18 protein-coding genes are annotated in these 16,566 nt (G+C 43.0%); 17 read left to right on the top strand and 1 reads right to left on the bottom strand.

The window, feature by feature from the left end:
- The 5 genes from LQ983_RS00005 to LQ983_RS00025 form a co-directional block, all read left to right on the top strand.
- A partial coding sequence (locus LQ983_RS00005; protein WP_230621171.1) for a DUF3168 domain-containing protein occupies positions 1 to 239 on the top strand: 239 nt, incomplete at its 5' end.
- A gap of 3 nt (positions 240 to 242) precedes the next feature.
- Positions 243 to 896, top strand: a complete 654-nt coding sequence (locus LQ983_RS00010; RefSeq protein ID WP_230621172.1) for a hypothetical protein — start codon at positions 243 to 245, stop codon at positions 894 to 896.
- A 40-nt stretch (positions 897 to 936) separates the two neighbouring features.
- Positions 937 to 1,362: a hypothetical protein gene (locus LQ983_RS00015; RefSeq protein ID WP_230621173.1), complete on the top strand. Its 426-nt coding sequence runs from the start codon at positions 937 to 939 to the stop codon at positions 1,360 to 1,362.
- Positions 1,363 to 1,406: 44 nt separating this feature from the next.
- Complete coding sequence (locus tag LQ983_RS00020) at positions 1,407 to 1,637, top strand: DUF4035 domain-containing protein (protein ID WP_230622579.1); 231 nt, start codon at positions 1,407 to 1,409, stop codon at positions 1,635 to 1,637.
- Between the two features lie 124 nt (positions 1,638 to 1,761).
- The gene (locus LQ983_RS00025; protein WP_230621174.1) at positions 1,762 to 2,280 is read left to right on the top strand and encodes a phage antirepressor N-terminal domain-containing protein; all 519 of its coding nucleotides are present in this window, start codon (positions 1,762 to 1,764) and stop codon (positions 2,278 to 2,280) included.
- Between the two features lie 3 nt (positions 2,281 to 2,283).
- Here LQ983_RS00025 and LQ983_RS00030 read toward each other — a convergent pair whose 3' ends face one another.
- Entirely contained in the window at positions 2,284 to 2,829 is a 546-nt protein-coding gene (locus tag LQ983_RS00030) for a hypothetical protein (RefSeq protein WP_230621175.1), read from the bottom strand.
- 218 nt (positions 2,830 to 3,047) lie between these two features.
- On the opposite strand from LQ983_RS00030, the gene LQ983_RS00035 reads away from it, so the two are divergent.
- The 12 genes from LQ983_RS00035 to LQ983_RS00090 all read left to right on the top strand — a co-directional run bounded on the left by LQ983_RS00035 (position 3,048) and on the right by LQ983_RS00090 (position 16,536).
- A complete protein-coding gene (locus LQ983_RS00035) occupies positions 3,048 to 3,587 on the top strand; it encodes a hypothetical protein (RefSeq protein ID WP_230621176.1) in 540 nt (179 codons plus the stop codon).
- 311 nt (positions 3,588 to 3,898) lie between these two features.
- On the top strand, positions 3,899 to 4,582 hold the full coding sequence (locus tag LQ983_RS00040; RefSeq protein ID WP_204356015.1) for a KilA-N domain-containing protein: 684 nt from the start codon (positions 3,899 to 3,901) through the stop codon (positions 4,580 to 4,582).
- Between the two features lie 96 nt (positions 4,583 to 4,678).
- Positions 4,679 to 4,915 carry a hypothetical protein gene (locus tag LQ983_RS00045; protein WP_230621177.1) on the top strand — a complete coding sequence of 79 codons (237 nt, stop codon included), beginning with the start codon at positions 4,679 to 4,681 and terminating at the stop codon, positions 4,913 to 4,915.
- A gap of 58 nt (positions 4,916 to 4,973) precedes the next feature.
- Positions 4,974 to 8,399, top strand: a complete 3,426-nt coding sequence (locus LQ983_RS00050; protein ID WP_230621178.1) for a tape measure protein — start codon at positions 4,974 to 4,976, stop codon at positions 8,397 to 8,399.
- Positions 8,396 to 8,722, top strand: coding sequence for a phage tail protein (locus tag LQ983_RS00055; RefSeq protein ID WP_230621179.1), 327 nt, complete (start codon positions 8,396 to 8,398; stop codon positions 8,720 to 8,722). Before LQ983_RS00050 ends, LQ983_RS00055 begins: the two co-directional genes overlap by 4 nt.
- Positions 8,722 to 9,435, top strand: a complete 714-nt coding sequence (locus tag LQ983_RS00060) for a phage minor tail protein L (RefSeq protein WP_230621180.1) — start codon at positions 8,722 to 8,724, stop codon at positions 9,433 to 9,435. The genes LQ983_RS00055 and LQ983_RS00060 overlap by 1 nt, the downstream gene beginning before the upstream one ends.
- Positions 9,436 to 9,437: 2 nt before the next feature.
- Complete coding sequence (locus LQ983_RS00065; protein ID WP_230621181.1) at positions 9,438 to 10,187, top strand: C40 family peptidase; 750 nt, start codon at positions 9,438 to 9,440, stop codon at positions 10,185 to 10,187.
- The gene (locus LQ983_RS00070; protein ID WP_230621182.1) at positions 10,124 to 10,723 is read left to right on the top strand and encodes a tail assembly protein; all 600 of its coding nucleotides are present in this window, start codon (positions 10,124 to 10,126) and stop codon (positions 10,721 to 10,723) included. Before LQ983_RS00065 ends, LQ983_RS00070 begins: the two co-directional genes overlap by 64 nt.
- Positions 10,724 to 10,779: 56 nt before the next feature.
- The gene (locus tag LQ983_RS00075; protein WP_230621183.1) at positions 10,780 to 14,142 is read left to right on the top strand and encodes a host specificity protein J; all 3,363 of its coding nucleotides are present in this window, start codon (positions 10,780 to 10,782) and stop codon (positions 14,140 to 14,142) included.
- A 35-nt stretch (positions 14,143 to 14,177) separates the two neighbouring features.
- A complete protein-coding gene (locus tag LQ983_RS00080) occupies positions 14,178 to 14,516 on the top strand; it encodes a hypothetical protein (protein WP_230621184.1) in 339 nt (112 codons plus the stop codon).
- 347 nt (positions 14,517 to 14,863) lie between these two features.
- On the top strand, positions 14,864 to 16,174 hold the full coding sequence (locus LQ983_RS00085; protein ID WP_230621185.1) for an NCS2 family permease: 1,311 nt from the start codon (positions 14,864 to 14,866) through the stop codon (positions 16,172 to 16,174).
- A gap of 5 nt (positions 16,175 to 16,179) precedes the next feature.
- Positions 16,180 to 16,536 carry a DsrE/DsrF/TusD sulfur relay family protein gene (locus LQ983_RS00090; RefSeq protein WP_230621186.1) on the top strand — a complete coding sequence of 119 codons (357 nt, stop codon included), beginning with the start codon at positions 16,180 to 16,182 and terminating at the stop codon, positions 16,534 to 16,536.
- Positions 16,537 to 16,566: the final 30 nt, after the last annotated feature.

Genomic DNA, 16,566 nt, shown 5'->3' on the forward strand with positions numbered 1-16,566 from the left:
AATTCCCGAACATCTCGCCAAATTCGGCGCTGGAAGATGGCGATCTTGATGATTATCAGGTGCAGATTGACATTTACAGCCCAAATCCTGATGACATTTTTAGCCTGCGCAAACAGATTTTTACCGCGCTTTCGGCGGCGTTCGATTTTGCGGAGCGCATGAATGATTTTAGCGATTATGAAGCGGATACAAAGCTACATCGTCGCGTAATCAATTATCAAATTGCTTATGGAGAATAAAACATGACAACAAAAACAACCCCTTTCCAAGGGACTAAATTTTATTTAGGTGTCGGCTTAAACGAAGAAAAAGCCGTTACAGCTGTTACGGTAAAGCCGAATGCGACAATTACCGCAACCGGCCACGGTGCGAAAGTCGGTGATTTTGTCAAAGTAACCGGTCTTGGTTCCCTTGATGGTCATTACCCGGTGAAAGCCGTCACAAACGACAAAATTACGTTGGCTGACGAAGTGGACTGGAGTAACCACGACGTGCCGACCGATTTCACGGCGGCAAAAGTGGCAATCGTCAAATGGTCATCTAACTTCTGCGCAATCAAAAACATTGAAGGCGACGGTGATACGCTTGGTGAAGAAGATGTTACGACAATATGTAGCGAAGGGACTGAAACCGAAGCGGGTGAAATTGAGTACGGCTCAATTAAACTGACATTCTTCTACGCGCCGGCAACACCAATGCAACAAGATTTGCGTAAGAAATTCTATGCCAAAGAAACTTTCCCATGGATGATGATCTTAAAAAACAATCAAGGTTCTCTTTACGGCACTGGATTTATCCAAACATCACCTAATTTTAGTGGTGAAGTGAAAGGTAAGTTTGATTCAGGTGTGACAATCAAAAAAGCGAAACGCGATTACTTATTGCCGGTAGCTTAATCCATGCGGCCGCACATAAAAGTGCGGTCATTTTTTTTGAATGAATGGAAGAATTGAAATGAGTTTACGTGAAAAACTTTTAGCAACAAAACCGAAAGTCGCACCGTTTGAATATGAGGGCGAAACTTACTATATCCGCGATCTGTCTGTCGGCGAAAATAACCAAATTATTTACGGTCAGCGCGAACACTTAATTAAATTAGCCTTGGCCCAAGGTAAAGAACTAAATTTGGGCGATGAAGACGAATTGCAAAAGCAATTACAAAACATTTACGATCCGAATGCTTTACCGCGCGGTATTGCGCTTCGTTTATGTGATGAAAATGGCGTTAATCTATTTAATCCTGACAGTGAAGAAGATTTAAAGCTGATTTCTAAACTCGGCGGTGGCATTTTTGATGCGGTGAATAAAGCTATTATGGGGCTTAATCCAAAAAACTCACCGACCGGCGCAAGTTCCAAATAAACCTTAGCCTTGCGTTGGGTAAAACATTGAGTGAAATTGAGCAAATGCCCGAAAGAGAGCTTCAAGAATACGAGCTATTCTATCAAGAACAACCTTTCGGGCTTTGGCGGGAAGATTACCGCACTGCGCAAATCAGCCACCTGTTGGCGATGATAAACCGCGATACAAAGGCTAAACCGCCTGAATTATCCGATTTTATGCCGTTTTACAAAGAAAGTACGGTCGAAAATGACGAAGAAGACGACGGCGTTACTGAGTATTTAGCGAATCGATAACCGACTAGAGATAGTCGGTTTTTTATTGCCTGTAAGATAGAAAAGTACACTCGAAAGCGATGTTTCCTTTCTCCACTCATCGTTTCTTACAGGCGCCCTTTTAGTGGAGAATTAGGAGAAAAATATGCAAGCATTAAAAGCAGAGTTTTTAGGAAAAGAAGTTACTTTAGTGGATAACAACGGTATTGCTTATGTGGCAATGCGTGAGATTGTTGAGGGGATTGGCTTAGACTGGAAGAACCAGCATAAGAAACTAACCACTTACAGCCACAAATTCAGTTGTGGTCTTATCACCACAACTGGAAAAGATGGCAAAAAATATGAAATGCTTTGTATGCCAATTAAGAAATTAAACGGCTGGCTATTTAGCATCAACCCAAACAAAGTTCGCACCAATTTAAAAGAACGCTTGGAAAATTACCAAGAAGAATGTTTCCTTGCTTTATGGGATTATTGGACGGAAGGTGTAGCACGCCGAGATGAAGTAAAAAATAAAACGCTTGCGTGGCAAGAGAAAATGGCAAGTTACAAAGAACATTCAAGCCAAAAGGGAAAAGCATTAAGCGATTGCAAAAAAGAAAAAGCTGAACTTGCCCGAGAATTTGAACAAATTCAGCAGATGGAATTGTTTTTTAACTTGTAGATATTACCAACCAAGCGTGAACATATTTACACCTTTACCCTCAAGATAATGCCATATTTTCTCTATTTTAGGCTCATTCGGATAAATAGATGGTTCAGGGGTGGGGCTTGAATGTAATCTTCGATCTTTGCATTTTTCAATCAATAAATCGCAAGTTTTTTGGCAGATATTTTCTATATCTTCCAATACATTTCCCTCAGAATTTATCCCGCGGATATAAGGTATTTCTGGAATAATGTTGGTATTGCACTCATTACTTAAAATAAATGTTATTTTCGCATTGGGATATTTATCAATGATAGCGTCATATAAGAACGCTGCATATTCATCTGCGTAGAAATGAGAATATTTGCATAAATTGCTAATTGTTACTTGTATTTCTGTCATTTTATCTATTCCTTTAGCGACAATCGTGGTTTTAGATTGTCCTGTTTGTTGTGATAATTCGGCTAAGCGTGCAATAGTATTTTCGTGTAGTTTATAGGATTGCACTCTTACACCACGCTTGGCATCGCTTTTGGCATTGATTTGGGCTCTAGTCATTGACATATAAAAATCCTTATCAAAGTTTATTAAGTTAGCCCCACTTTTCACAGCGTGGGTGGTTGCTGTATCTAGCCCTCGCTAGATATTTTATTGTAGTATTTTTTACATCTCAAAATCAAATGTTTTTGTAGTATTTTTTACAATTTAACAATTGACAGCCCTATACTTGAATAGTACCTTAGAATGTACGAGTTTTATCATACAAATAAGAGGAACCTAAAATGAAAAAATTATTATTGATTGGCGTTATGGCTGCGTTTTTGTCTGGGTGCGCCGTACCACAACAAAAGAAAGAAAGCCTAAGTGAAAAATGGGCAAAGCAAGACGAATTAGCCTTAAAGGGTGAAGTTACTGATAAAACAGATAAATTCACTGGTGAACGTGAAATCAAGTGGCAGGTATCTGGAATAGTAAATAGTCGATATACTCAAACTATAGTCCCCGAAAAATTCTCCGTTATAAAGGATAAGAAACAATATAACGAGTTACTTATCACTAAAAAAGGGCGTTCTCCTGTAAAATGTGATGAAACCCACTGGTTAGTTGATGGTAAAAAATTCAATTTAAAACTGTATAATTCTGGGTTAACAGCGACGCGTGACTTCTATTTACAGTTAAATATTTATCGTCCTACGAATGCCCAACTTAAACAACTGGCAAACGCAAACCAGATTGACATCAAGATTTGTAATAACGAGTATTCTTTCACCCAAAATGAAATTAATGGATTGAAAGAATTAGTTAAAGCAGCCGGATTATAGACAATACCCCTTGACACCCAAGGGGCTTTTTTATTAGTATGCTTTTCAAGGTGTCGAAGCCTGAAACCAAAAGCGGAAGTCCGCACCCGATAGCATAGCGGTTTTTTTATGCGCAAAATTTGTGATCTCGTTTAGTTTTATTGCCATTAAGACTTAACACGCATAAATCCATTTTCATCTATGCCGAGCGGGTGACTAATACAATACCCGCAAGGGGAATACGTCCAGCTGACTTTTGGCAGCCTTCGAACCGCTCGGCACCCTATATGGGTAAATCTAAATATCGAAGAAACACCAAAAGGAGACATTCTATGTCTAACTTAACTATTCTTAAAACTTCAATTCGCCAATCTGACAATCTTTATTCGTTAAACGATCTTCATGTTGCAAGCGGGTCAGAAAATCGCCATAAACCGTCTTTGTTTATGTCTAATCAACAAACCAAAGATCTTATTGCGGAAATAGATAATTCAAGCGATGCAGGATTTCCTGCATCGGTAAAAATAGTCCGTGGCGGTCGTAACCCTGAGCTTCAAGGCACATGGGTTTGCGAAGAATTAGTGCTTTCCTACGCAATGTGGATTTCACCAAAATTCCACCTGATTGTGTTACGGGCATTTTTGGCAATGCACCGCAACCAACCGCAACAATTAGCGTTGCCAGAGTCAAAACCAAAAACATATACCATCGAAATGACCGAAAACGACATCACCGTTTTACTTTGGTTATGGTTTATCGCCGTGCGCGTGATTGGTTCACTCAAAATGTTGGTAAAACCACTCAAATTGCTACAAGCACCGATCGCGCCGGAAGTTGTCAGCCAAGCGAATGAATATCCGTTTACAGTGGAACATGCCCGCCGAATCTTACTCAAAATGAGTAAAGATTTAGAAGCTGATCCATGGCGCGATGATAATCTTTCCCGTGTGCTGCCGAAGATTCGTAAATTCAATGAATCCGATTTAGCCTATCCGGGCAATCGCCACGAAATCTAAAACGCAGTAAAAATTGACCGCACTTTTTATTGCTATTTTGGCTATTGTTTCGTACATTAGAAGCATGAAATTAAACGTTGAAATGCTGGAGGGAACATGGAATTTTTAGAAAGCCTGGGTGTTGTTTGGCTAACTTATAAATTAAGAAAAGTCATCTTCCTTTTGGTTGCTGTTGGATATATTTCTTTTCTCGGTTATATGTCTTTCGGTGGTGGTTTGGCAGGTTCTACGTTTTGGGTTTGGGGCTTGTTCGCATTGCTCAACGGCATTACTGTTTTAGTGATTGGAAATATAATTGAATTCAATGTTGAGAAATCTCAACTGCACAAGTAATCGTTAATTAATTTTTAGAAAAGGTTCGCTTTGGCGAGCCTTTTTTTATGGAGTAAATATGGCTGGCAAATTAGGTTCACTGAATATTAATCTGGCTTTAGATTCAGTCCAGTTTTCGCAAGGATTGGAGCGCGCACAAAAAAGTGCGGTTAAATTTGCCACCACAACAAACAGCAATCTAAATTCGATTGAGCAGAATGTACAAAGGCTGACGAGAAGTATCCAAGGCGCGGATCGGTTAGTTAAGATAAATTTGTTTGCCGGCATTCCGGTAAAAAAAGTTTTGTCTTTTGCTGACGAATATACCGAACTTGGGAACCGCATTAAACTTGTAACGAAAGATCAGACGGAACAAGCGGCAGCAATGCGGGATATTTTTGACATATCAACCCGTACATATCAAAGCCTATCCGCAACCGGTCAGGTTTACACCAAATTAGCAAATGCAGAAGATCAGCTAGGGCGCGCACAAAAAAACACGGCAAATTTAACGGAAACCGTTAATAAAACTATTGCGCTATCTGGTGTAAGTGCGGCATCCGCTGAAGCTGGGTTATTGCAATTTAGTCAGGCGTTAGACAAAGGCGTATTAAACGGACAAGAACTCACCTCTGTTATGACCCAAACACCGGCACTTGCTAAGGCTATTGCTGACGGTCTAGGGGTGCCAATTGGTGCCCTTAAAGAAATGGGTGAAAATGGGGAACTAACAGCCGAACGTGTTATTGGTGCACTTGAGAAAGTCAAAGATAAAATTGATATTGATTACGCTACAACCGTTACGACGGTTGGAAACGCGCTGGAAGTATTGAACACTAAAGCCGTTAAATTTGTTGGTGAGTTAGACAAATCCGTAGGTGGTTCGGATAAGGTTGCTAAAAGTATTTTAGTTGTCGCAAATAATATGGATGCTGCCGTCGCCGCAGGATTGGCTCTTGTTGGTGTTTGGGGATCTATAAGAGTATCTCGTAGCATACACGATTACGCCTCTCAACGCGTGGCGATTACCCAAGAAAAACAACTTGCGCAAGCCGTACGCGAAAGAGCGGCGGCAATGACCGAAACCACCTCAGCGACATTGCGTCAGGCTACGGTAGATTATCAGGCGATGAAAGCACGCATTGATAATTTGAGAGTGGCGCAACAACAAACTATCGCCGAGCGAGAATTATTGGCTACACAATTACAAGGCTCTAACGCTTCTGCGCGTGCCGCCGGCATGGTGCAGTATAACGCACTGAAAGAACAGGAGAAGATAATTACTCAACAGCTTGTCGTAGCTGAAAGAGAATTAACGGCATCGAAACTGGCATTGCGAACCGCTTATGCTGAAAACGCAGTTACCCAAGCGGCGGCTAATGCCGGATTGGCTCGATCAAGTATCTTGATGACATCTTATCGAGCGGTTGTACGAGGAGCGACAGCTGAACTTAATTTGATGAAAACCGCGTTTTTATCAAATCCTATCATGCTTGGTGTTACTGCTGTTACAACATTAGCGGCGTTTGCCGGATATTGGTTAAATACGGCTGACGCGACAGAAGAGGCCACTCAAAAGGCCAAAGAATACACACAATCAATCGATACTAGCAAAGAAGCACTACAGCAGATGACCGCCGTAGCGCTGAATAAGCAAGTTAAAGATCTTGAAGAAAGTCAGGCGGCATTTAAGAAAAATGTCGAGGATAAAAAGCGCTTAATTGCCGATCTTGAAAAACAGATTGAATCATTGAATAAAGGTTGGGAGAACTACGGATCTGATAGCTGGTATCAGTTTGAAAGCGAAGCAGAGCAACGTAAGAAAATCCAAGATAAGCTAATTGATTTAACCTACGAACTTGAGAACGCTCAAAAGGATTTAGATAAATCAACCGAGCAACTCACGGCAACGCAAGACGAACTCAATGAGAAGTTGGGCAAAGGCGCACAAAAAACGCCTGATGTCACAAATAAAGTACTTGTATTTTCCGGCACTCTTGATGATTTGAAATTATCCGCCGATGATGCGAAAAAAAGCCTGAATGAGTTGTTTTCGATGATGTTTGGCAAGGGTACGACCGCAATCAAGCAAGCGGATGGAACCATTAAAGCCTACGCCAGCGACAAATTGAGCGCCGCATATTTAAAAGATATGGCGCATTTGAAAGGAGAGCAGGAAGAAACCAAGCTCAAAGGAAAGGCGTTATATCAACATCGCGGACTGCGTGAGGGGCAGGAAAAGGGCTACACCGGGAAAATGCTTGATGATTATGTTGCTCAGTACACCCAAACGAACTTAGCGAAAGACGAGCAGAAAGGCGGCAAAAAGAAAGGTTCGAAAGTCGATTACGACAAGCAGTACACAAAAGAACTTGGCGAAATGCAGAAGAAGTTGGCGGAAGTAAAAGCCAACGCTCAAGACATCGCTTTATTTGGTCAACCTAGCCAATATCAGGAAGTGAATAAACTCACTCAAGATATTGTTGCCAATGCTGAAAAATACGCTCATTTCGGTGCTGAGGGGCTTGCGAAACTGAAAAGCTTTGCCTCACAAATTGACGCTGCAAATCAGGAAGTGGCGATCAATCAGTTTGCGTTTGATAACTCCGAAAAGTTACAGGCAATGGAGTTTGAATTAACGCTACTTGGCAAAACTCGCCAAGAGCAAGAGTTGATGCAGTATAACCATCAATTGGATTTGGAAGCGGCTAGATTGAAAATCGGCATGACCGATGAAAGTATTGCTAAGCTCGATCAAGAAATTGCCAAACTGAAAGAGCGTCGAGCAGAAATCCAAAAGCAAGCCGAAGAAGCGCGCGGAAGTGCGGTCGAAGGTGTTAAACAGGGAATAGCTACAATTGAAGAAAATGTAACAAATGTAGCCGGCAATATGAGTAATGTGACGGTTAACGCATTTAATTCTATGTCTGACGCATTAACTGACTTTGTTATGACCGGAAAAGCGGATTTTAAAGGCATGGCAGTATCAATTATGCGAGATATTTCTAACATGATTATCAAGATGATGTTATTCAATGCGATAAAATCTGCCGCAAGTGCGATGGGCTTTGGTTTTGCTGATGGTGGCCCAGTTGGTGGGTACGCTACAGGTGGTCACGTTATCGGTCCTGGCACCGGAACAAGCGATTCAATCCCTGCTTGGTTGTCTAATAATGAGTTTGTAATGACTGCTCGCACAGTGGATCATTACGGCGTTGGATTTATGACGGCAATCAATCAGCGGAGATTGCCTAAATTTGCGAACGGTGGGCGTGTTGGTGGCGGTGGTTCTCCGAGTTATACCGGTTTACTCAGTCGTCAAGCCAATGGGGATATATCCGTAAAAGTTATTAACAACGGTGAACCAATGGAAGCGCGAGTTAGTCGAGAGCAACGTGGCGATCAGGTTGAAATCACGGTCGAATTGATGAAGAGAATTGCGGATAGCCGTATCGCCTATCATCAACAAGAAAGTATGCGACAAGGGGGCGCGTTTGCTCGATGAAAACATTTAAGTGGTGTATTCGTCCGAATTTTGAAGTTAACAACGAGCCAAAAGTTGACGAAATGGAATTCGGGGACGGCTACAAACAGCGTCGCCCGTCCGGTATAAATGCGCTATTACAAGCTTACTCGGTGACGGTGAAAGTCAAAAATAAAGAACGGTTTGATGTACATGAGTTCCTGCGGGAACACAAAGGCATCAAGCCGTTTTTATTTAACGACCCGTACAGTGGGCAACAGGTTAAAGTTGTCTGTAAGAAGTGGCCGGCGAAAGTCGGCACTGTTTACACGGAATTTTCGTGCGATTTTGAGGAAACGTTGTAATGCCACAAGCAATTAGCAATCAATTTAAATTAGACCTCGCCAAACTTGAACAAAACGCAATGATCGAGCTTTGGGAGGTGGATTTGCGCGGGCTGAAAGATTCGGACGGCATGAGCGGCGAATTATATCGTTTTTATGCCGGTACTAATGAAATGCGCAAGCCTATTGTCTGGCAGGGGCATACATATGAAGCCTATGGCGTAAGCGCTGATGGTTTTGAAATGTCAGGTCAAGGCCCGAGCAATCGCCCTACGTTGAATTTGATGAATCTTGATGGATTTGTTACCGCACTTTTGATTAGATTCGATCAGTGCTTGGGCGCCATTGTCCGCCGACGAATGGTCTATATGCAGTATCTTGACGCCGTGAATTTTGAAAACGGCAATAAGCAAGCCGATCCGACGCAAGAAGCATTAAGCCTGTTTGTCATTGAACAGGTCGCAACGCATAAGCGTGATGTTATCTCGTTTACGTTGGCTTTGCCGATGGAAACGGACAATGCTTACATCTCATGCCGTACGATTACCACAATTTGCTCATGGCTTTATCGTGGAGTAGAGTGCGGTTATACCGGTCCCGCAGTAGCAGACGAAAAAGACCAACCGACAAACGACCGCAAGAAAGACAAGTGTAGCGGATTAGTCACAGGGTGCGCGTTACGAAATAACGTGGTTAATTTTGGTGGATTCCCAAGCGTTGATAAATTGGGGTAAAAATGAACGAAGATTTAAAAAGAACCATATTGAAAATAGCAAAAGAACTGGAGCCGCGCGAAATGTGCGGCTTTGTTGTTTTTGTTGGTGGTGAACTTGAATTTATTAACTGTGAGAATATCGCAGACGACCCGGAAAACTTTTTCGAGGTTTCGCCTGATGATTTTCTTTCCGCTGGCATGAAAGGGAATATTGTCGCCCTTGTTCATTCGCACCCCGGCGGTGAGCCTATTTTATCTCCGGCAGATTTTCAGATGCAACAAAATACGGCGCTTGATTGGTGGCTTGTGTGTAACGGTGAAATTTATGTTTTTCCGTGGGTGCCTCCGTTATTGGGGCGTGAATTTATCCACGGGAAAACGGATTGCTACACGTTATTCCGCGATTTTTATCGGTTGTCTGGCAAAGAGTTTCCTAATTTTGAACGTGATGATTACTGGTGGGAAGATGGCTTTAACCTGTATATGGATCACATGGAAGAACAAGGTTTTGAACGCCTAACCGACGTAAAAGAATTACAGGTCGGTGATGTTATCCTGATCCAAGTTGGCTCTGATGTGCCGAATCACGCGGCGATTTATATTGGTGATCAAATGGTGTTACATCACAGCCTCCGTCGGTTATCAAAGCGTGATTTATACGATGGTTATTGGCTCAAGCATACGCATAGCTTATGGAGATTTAAAGAGTGGTCACAGTTAAACTTTACGGCGGCCTTAAGCAATTTGGCAGTGAATTTAAGCTCGATGTAAAAGACACGGCGGAAATTATCCGTGCGTTGTGTAGCCAGTTGCCGAAATTCAGAGAAACACTGGCGAAGGGATTTTATAAAGTCCGCATCGGTAAACGCTACATGGATAGTCGCTACGTTGAGCGCGATCTTGGCTATCAATTAAAAGATGGAATGACAGTGCATTTTACCCCGGTTATTGCCGGAGCGAAGAAAGCGGGCATATTCTCTGTCATTATCGGCGTGGTGCTAATGGTTGCTTCAATTTGGACTGGAGGCTCCACATTTGCTGCGGGGTTGGCTATGACCTTGGGCGGTGTTGCTCAAATGCTAACAAAAACCCCAACTATGCCAGGACAAGGGAAAGAAGCCGAAAAACAGAAATCCACATCATTTACTAACTTGTCAAACATGGCAGCGCAAGGGCGACCGGTGCCACTGGCTTACGGGAAAATCCGCACCGGCTCATTAATTATTTCGCAAGGCGTGGAAACATACGATGTGGAAACGGCGAAAACAAGTGAAAAACCTGTCGGATTTAGAAAAGGCAGAATGTAAAACGAATTGAATTTTGACCGCACTTTTATGTGCGGTTTTTATTTTGAGAGGTACACATGGGCGGTGGTGGAGGTGGCGGCGGTCATACGCCGTATGAAGCGCCGGAATCTGGACGCAGTAAACAGGCGGTAAGAATCGTTGAGATTGTTTCCGAGGGCGAAGTTAAAGGCTTAGTTAATGGGGTGCAGTCCGTTTTCTTGGACAACACGCCAATTCAAAACAAGGACGGAACCTATAATTTTAGCAATGTGGAAGCAGAAGGGCGCATAGGTATTCAAGATCAGGATATTCTTGAGGGTTTCAACACGTCCGAAAAAGAGATTTCTGTTGGAACTCAGGTGCGCAAAAATACGCCTTTAACCCGCACGGTATCGGATGGCAAGGTATCACGCTTACGGTTAACCTTGGGTGTACAAAGCCTTTTTTCGCAAAACGATCAGGGAGACACGCACGGTGCGAGCGTAACGATGAATATTACCATCGGTCAGCGCGTAATCCCGTTAACGATTAACGGCAAGTACAGCTCACAGTATTTGCGCCAAATTGAGATTGATAATCTGCCGCCGACGCCTTTTACCGTGCGAGTCGAGCGTATAGACGAGGACAGTAAGTCTCAACGGTTGCAAAATAACACTATTTGGGCGAGCTATACCGAGATTATCGAAACGCGGTTAGCTTATCCAAATACCGCGCTTGTCGGCATCAAGTTTGATTCGGACTATTTTTCAAGTATCCCGAATCGAACATATGATGTTTACGGAATCATCGTACAAGTGCCAAGCAACTATAATCCGGAAACACGGGCTTATAACGGCACTTGGGACGGTACGTTTAAAGCAGCGTGGAGCGATAACCCGGCATGGGTGCTTTATGATTTGCTGAAAAACAAACGCTATGGTTTCGGTCGTCGTCTTGGTGATTTTGCCGTAGATAAGTGGGCGCTTTACAACGTGGCGCAATATTGCGATCAGTTGGTAGATGATGGTTTTGGTGGAAAAGAACCGCGCTTTACTTGTAACGCATGGATCACGGAGCAACGCCAAGCATACGACGTTATCAATGATATTTGTTCGATTTTCCGCGCAATGCCGGTGTGGAACGGACGGGAATTTACGGTAATTCAAGACCGCCCAGCCGATCCGGTGTGGACGTACACGAACGCCAACGTTGACAAAGAGGGCTTTACTTACTCTTATTCGGCTATGAAAGCGCGCCACAACGAAATCCACGTTGAGTACGCCAACGCACAGAATAACTACGAAAAAGACGTTATCTGTGTTTCGGACGATGATTTGATCCGCCGTTACGGTTTGAACGTGAAAAAAGTTACCGCTTTTGGTTGCACCTCACGCGGGCAAGCATACCGTACCGGGAGATGGATCTTGGAAACAGAAAAGCTGGAAACCCGCACGGTCACATTTACCGTTGGCGCCGAAGGATTAATGCACGTACCGGGCGATATTATCCTTGTTGCGGATAATGACTATGCTGGAACGCAATTAGGCGGACGTGTACTGTCTGTGACGGATAAAGTCGTAACGCTTGATCGCGAAGTGCCATTTAAAACGGGTGAACAGTTTTTGTATTACAACCAAAACGCGCAAGTCACCGGCATTAAAGTGATTGATGTCTTGGATGGAAACCGAATCGTATTAGATAAAGCGCCGACGGGACTTACAGAATACGGCGTTTGGTTGCGTCATGGAGAGAAAGTACAGCCGCAGTTATACCGTGCTTTGAGTATCAAAGAGGAAAGCAAGGGCAAGTACACCATCACCGCGCTACAACATGAACCGCAGAAAGAAGCGATTGTTGACAGTGGCGCGCACTTTGAACCCGTATCATTTAGTGAAGTGCCGGATCGCTATCGTATCCAAAATGTTGATGTGGCCGCAACGGATGACGGAATCAGATTATCATTTGAATATTTTGCGAAGAATGAATCTACCGTTAAATATCAAATCAAACTCTACCGCACTTTTGACGGTAACCGCACTTTGTATAAAGTCTATGATGACTTAACAAATACGAACATTGCCTTTACCGGGCTACCGGACGGCGATTACACCGCAGAAATCCGCGCGAAAAATGGCGTAGGTCAATTGTCTGAACCTGTCACCAAATCATTTAGCGTGAATTTTACGATCGCTGAATTGGTGACGGTTAGTAAGTTGATGGGGATCGACCTTAACTGGCGTAATCCTGTTTTTGCCAATCCAAACTCAGCTATTGAGATTTGGGTTAGTCAAGACGACAATTTCCAACATGCTCGGAAACTTGTCACTCTCGCATACCCGACGAATAGCTACAGTTACACCGGACTAGGTGTTGCTGATAGCTATTATTTTTGGGCACGCATGGTGAGTAAAGATGTTGCGGGGAAATTTACGGATGCGGTCGAGGGCGTAACAGAGCGCGACGCGACAAAGATTGTTGATTATATCCACGGACAAATCAACAAGAGCGCACTCACAAAAGAACTCATCGATGAAATCAGCGGAGCCACGGAGTCGGCAAAAGGTGCTAAAAACTTAGCCGAAAATGCCGCCGCTAAAATCGAAGTGGCAAGCCGAAAAGTTGAAGATGTGAGCAGTAAATTTTCGGCGATACATACCATCAAAACACAAGCAATAGCTGGCGGACGTACCGCAATTGCGGGGATTGCCCTTGGCGCATCAAGCGACGGTAAAACCGCTGAAAGCTCCGTGATTATTATGGCTGACAAATTCGGCGTTGTTAAAAATGCCACCGATGGCACAGTGCGAAATGTGTTTACTGTTTCTAATAATCAGTTAGCGTTGAGCGGTGACTTAATCGCAGATGGCTCAATTATTGGGCGTCATATCCGCGCTAATACGGAGATCGAAGCACCTAAAATAACCGGGGGGACAATTACCGGTAATGTCATTCATGGAGCAACAGTAACCGGTGGCGCAATAACCGGAACCACAATCAATGGTGGAGTCATATCAGGGACTCGATTAGAGGGTGTAACGGGTAAATTTAGCGGCGAGCTTGAAGTTACTCAGTTATTAGGCGGGGCAATTATTGAGCACGTTAAGGGGGAGTTAAAGCATACAAGAACGATAAGAAAGAGTTATTCATATACATGGACAAGTAATAATGATTCAGGAACGCTTCATTATTCCAGAGGTACTGCTGATGTACCAATATATGGCGCAACAATAACTATCCATCCTTCCAAAACGGATAGATTTATTATCATTGGTGATGATGAAGGGTTTGTTTTACCTAAAAATCAATCTAAAGTTGTTAATTATGAGCGAGAAAGTATACTTGAGGTGAAATCTCACCGAACAGGCCCAACAGGAAACGTCGCCACCATAACCACACCAAAATTGACATTTATGATATTGTCATATGCGTTATCCACCACATCATTTATTCAAGTTAGTTGATCGCCAAAGTGCGGTCTTTTTTATGAGGGAAAAGCATGAAATACATCGAAAAGAAACTTGAAGACGCTCAAACTGGAGCAATTGTTGATTATCACGAAATCGTGAATATTGGTGCTGATTACATCAATAATAGCGTATCAGTTACGATTGCAAGCTATGTGTCTAGTAATGGGCGCGAAAACAACAAAAACCCACTGTCTTACAACTCATTTTACTTAGACGAAGCACCTGGTCGCGAAGTTAATATCCACGATTGGGCATTGTCTCAACTCATTATTAACGAGCCGAATAGCTTTGTGCGAGATGATAACGCAATCAATCCTTATCTTTTTGCCGGTGGTAAAATTAAAGAAATTGAATTGCCGCCTAAATAATCAATCGATTCAGCAGCAATCAGTAAGCTAAGCATCAAAGGTGGGCGGTTTGTTATTGTTAGTAAAAACGGCGGGTAATTCCGCCGTCTTTTTTGGTATTACATTTAGTATTACAAATACCATACGAAATTTGCCGCATACTGTTGATACATAGCATGACATATAAAGTCTATTTCAGCCGGTCGCACCATCTTTTCTTTCCTTATTTTTCTTCTTTCTTATCTCGTTTTTATTTTTCCAAACCCATCGCAGTCTTTCTGATCTTTTGCTAGAATCAGCGGGAAAAACACCTTTCTTATAACCTTGTTTTTCATCGTTTTTTATTTTGTCTCTGATTGGAAATTACAATGGAAAATCAATCTTTTCTACAACAATTCTTTAAATTAAAAGAAAAAGGAACCTCCTCTAAAACGGAAATTATTGCCGGAATCACCACTTTTTTCACCATGGTGTATATCGTTTTTGTGAATCCATCGGTATTGGGTGATGCGGGCATGGATAAGCAAGTTGTCTTTGTGACCACTTGTTTAATCGCAGGCTTCGGTACGATTGCCATGGGCTTATTCAGTAACTTGCCTATCGCGTTAGCGCCGGCAATGGGCTTGAATGCCTTCTTTGCTTATGTGGTGGTCGGTAAACTTGGCTATTCTTGGCAAGTGGGTATGGGTACTATTTTCTGGGGCTCTGTCGGCTTATTGCTATTGACTATCTTCCAAATTCGTTATTGGCTGATGGCATCCATTCCGCTTAGTTTACGAGTCGGCATTGGTGCCGGTATCGGTTTCTTTATTGCCTTAATTGGCTTTAAAAATATGGGCTTGGTTGTTGCAAATCCTGCAACCTTAGTGGCTTTAGGCGATCTACACAGTCCGCAAGTGTTATTGGGCATCCTTGGCTTCTTTATTATCGTGGTGTTGGCAGCACGCAATATTTATTCCGGCGTGCTAATTTCTATCGCAACAGTCACCGCACTTGCATTGTATTTTGACGAAAGCGTGATGTTCCATGGCATCGTTTCCATGCCGCCGGCATTAACTCAAGTGGTTGGCCAAGTGGATATCGCCGGCGCCTTGGATACGGCACTTATTGGTATTATCTTCTCTTTCTTATTAGTGAACTTATTTGACTCGTCCGGTACCTTGCTTGGTGTTACCGATAAAGCAGGTTTTAGCGATGAAAAAGGGTGTTTCCCGAAAATGAAACAAGCCTTATATGTTGATAGTGCGAGCGCCGTTGTCGGATCGTATATCGGTACTTCTGCGATCAGTACTTACATTGAAAGTGGTGCAGGCGTATCTGTCGGTGGGCGTACCGGTATGACGGCGGTTGTTGTCGGGTTATTGTTTTTACTGACGATTTTCTTCTCACCATTGGCCGGCATGGTGCCTGCTTATGCCACCGCGGGCGCATTGGTTTATGTGGGTATTTTGATGGCATCCAGCTTAATTAAAGTGCAATGGGACGACTTAACAGAAGCGACTCCCGCCTTTATTACTGCTGCGATGATGCCATTTACATACTCCATCACGGAAGGAATTGCCTTTGGCTTCATCAGCTATTGTGTGATGAAAGTCGGAACAGGGCGTTGGCATGAAGTGAATGCACCGGTTTGGGTGGTTTCTTTATTATTCTTAATTAAATTTATCTGGGTAGGTTAATTATTATGCAAAAACTTCTTTTTATTTTAAATGAATCGCCATATGGCACAGAAAAAAGCTTCAACGCATTACGTTTAGCGGTGAATTTGCAGGAAGAACATGGCAAGGAAGTGGAAATTAAAGTGTTCTGTTTTGGTGATTCGGTGTTAAGTGGCATTGCCGGTCAGCACCCAAATGAAGGTTCTAACGTACAACAAGTGATGGAAATTTTGGTAGCTCAAGGTGCGGAAGTTAAACTGTGCACAAGCTGCACCAAAGCACGCGGTTTATTTGAAACCAAATTAATTGACGGCATTACTCGCGGCACCTTAGACGATGTTTCCAAATGGACGTTATGGGCAGATAAAGTCGTTAATTTCTAACGAGAGTATTGGGCGGATTCGGTTCCGCCC

The sequence above is a fragment of the Aggregatibacter sp. Marseille-P9115 genome (assembly GCF_920939465.1).
Taxonomy (GTDB): domain Bacteria; phylum Pseudomonadota; class Gammaproteobacteria; order Enterobacterales; family Pasteurellaceae; genus Aggregatibacter; species Aggregatibacter segnis_B.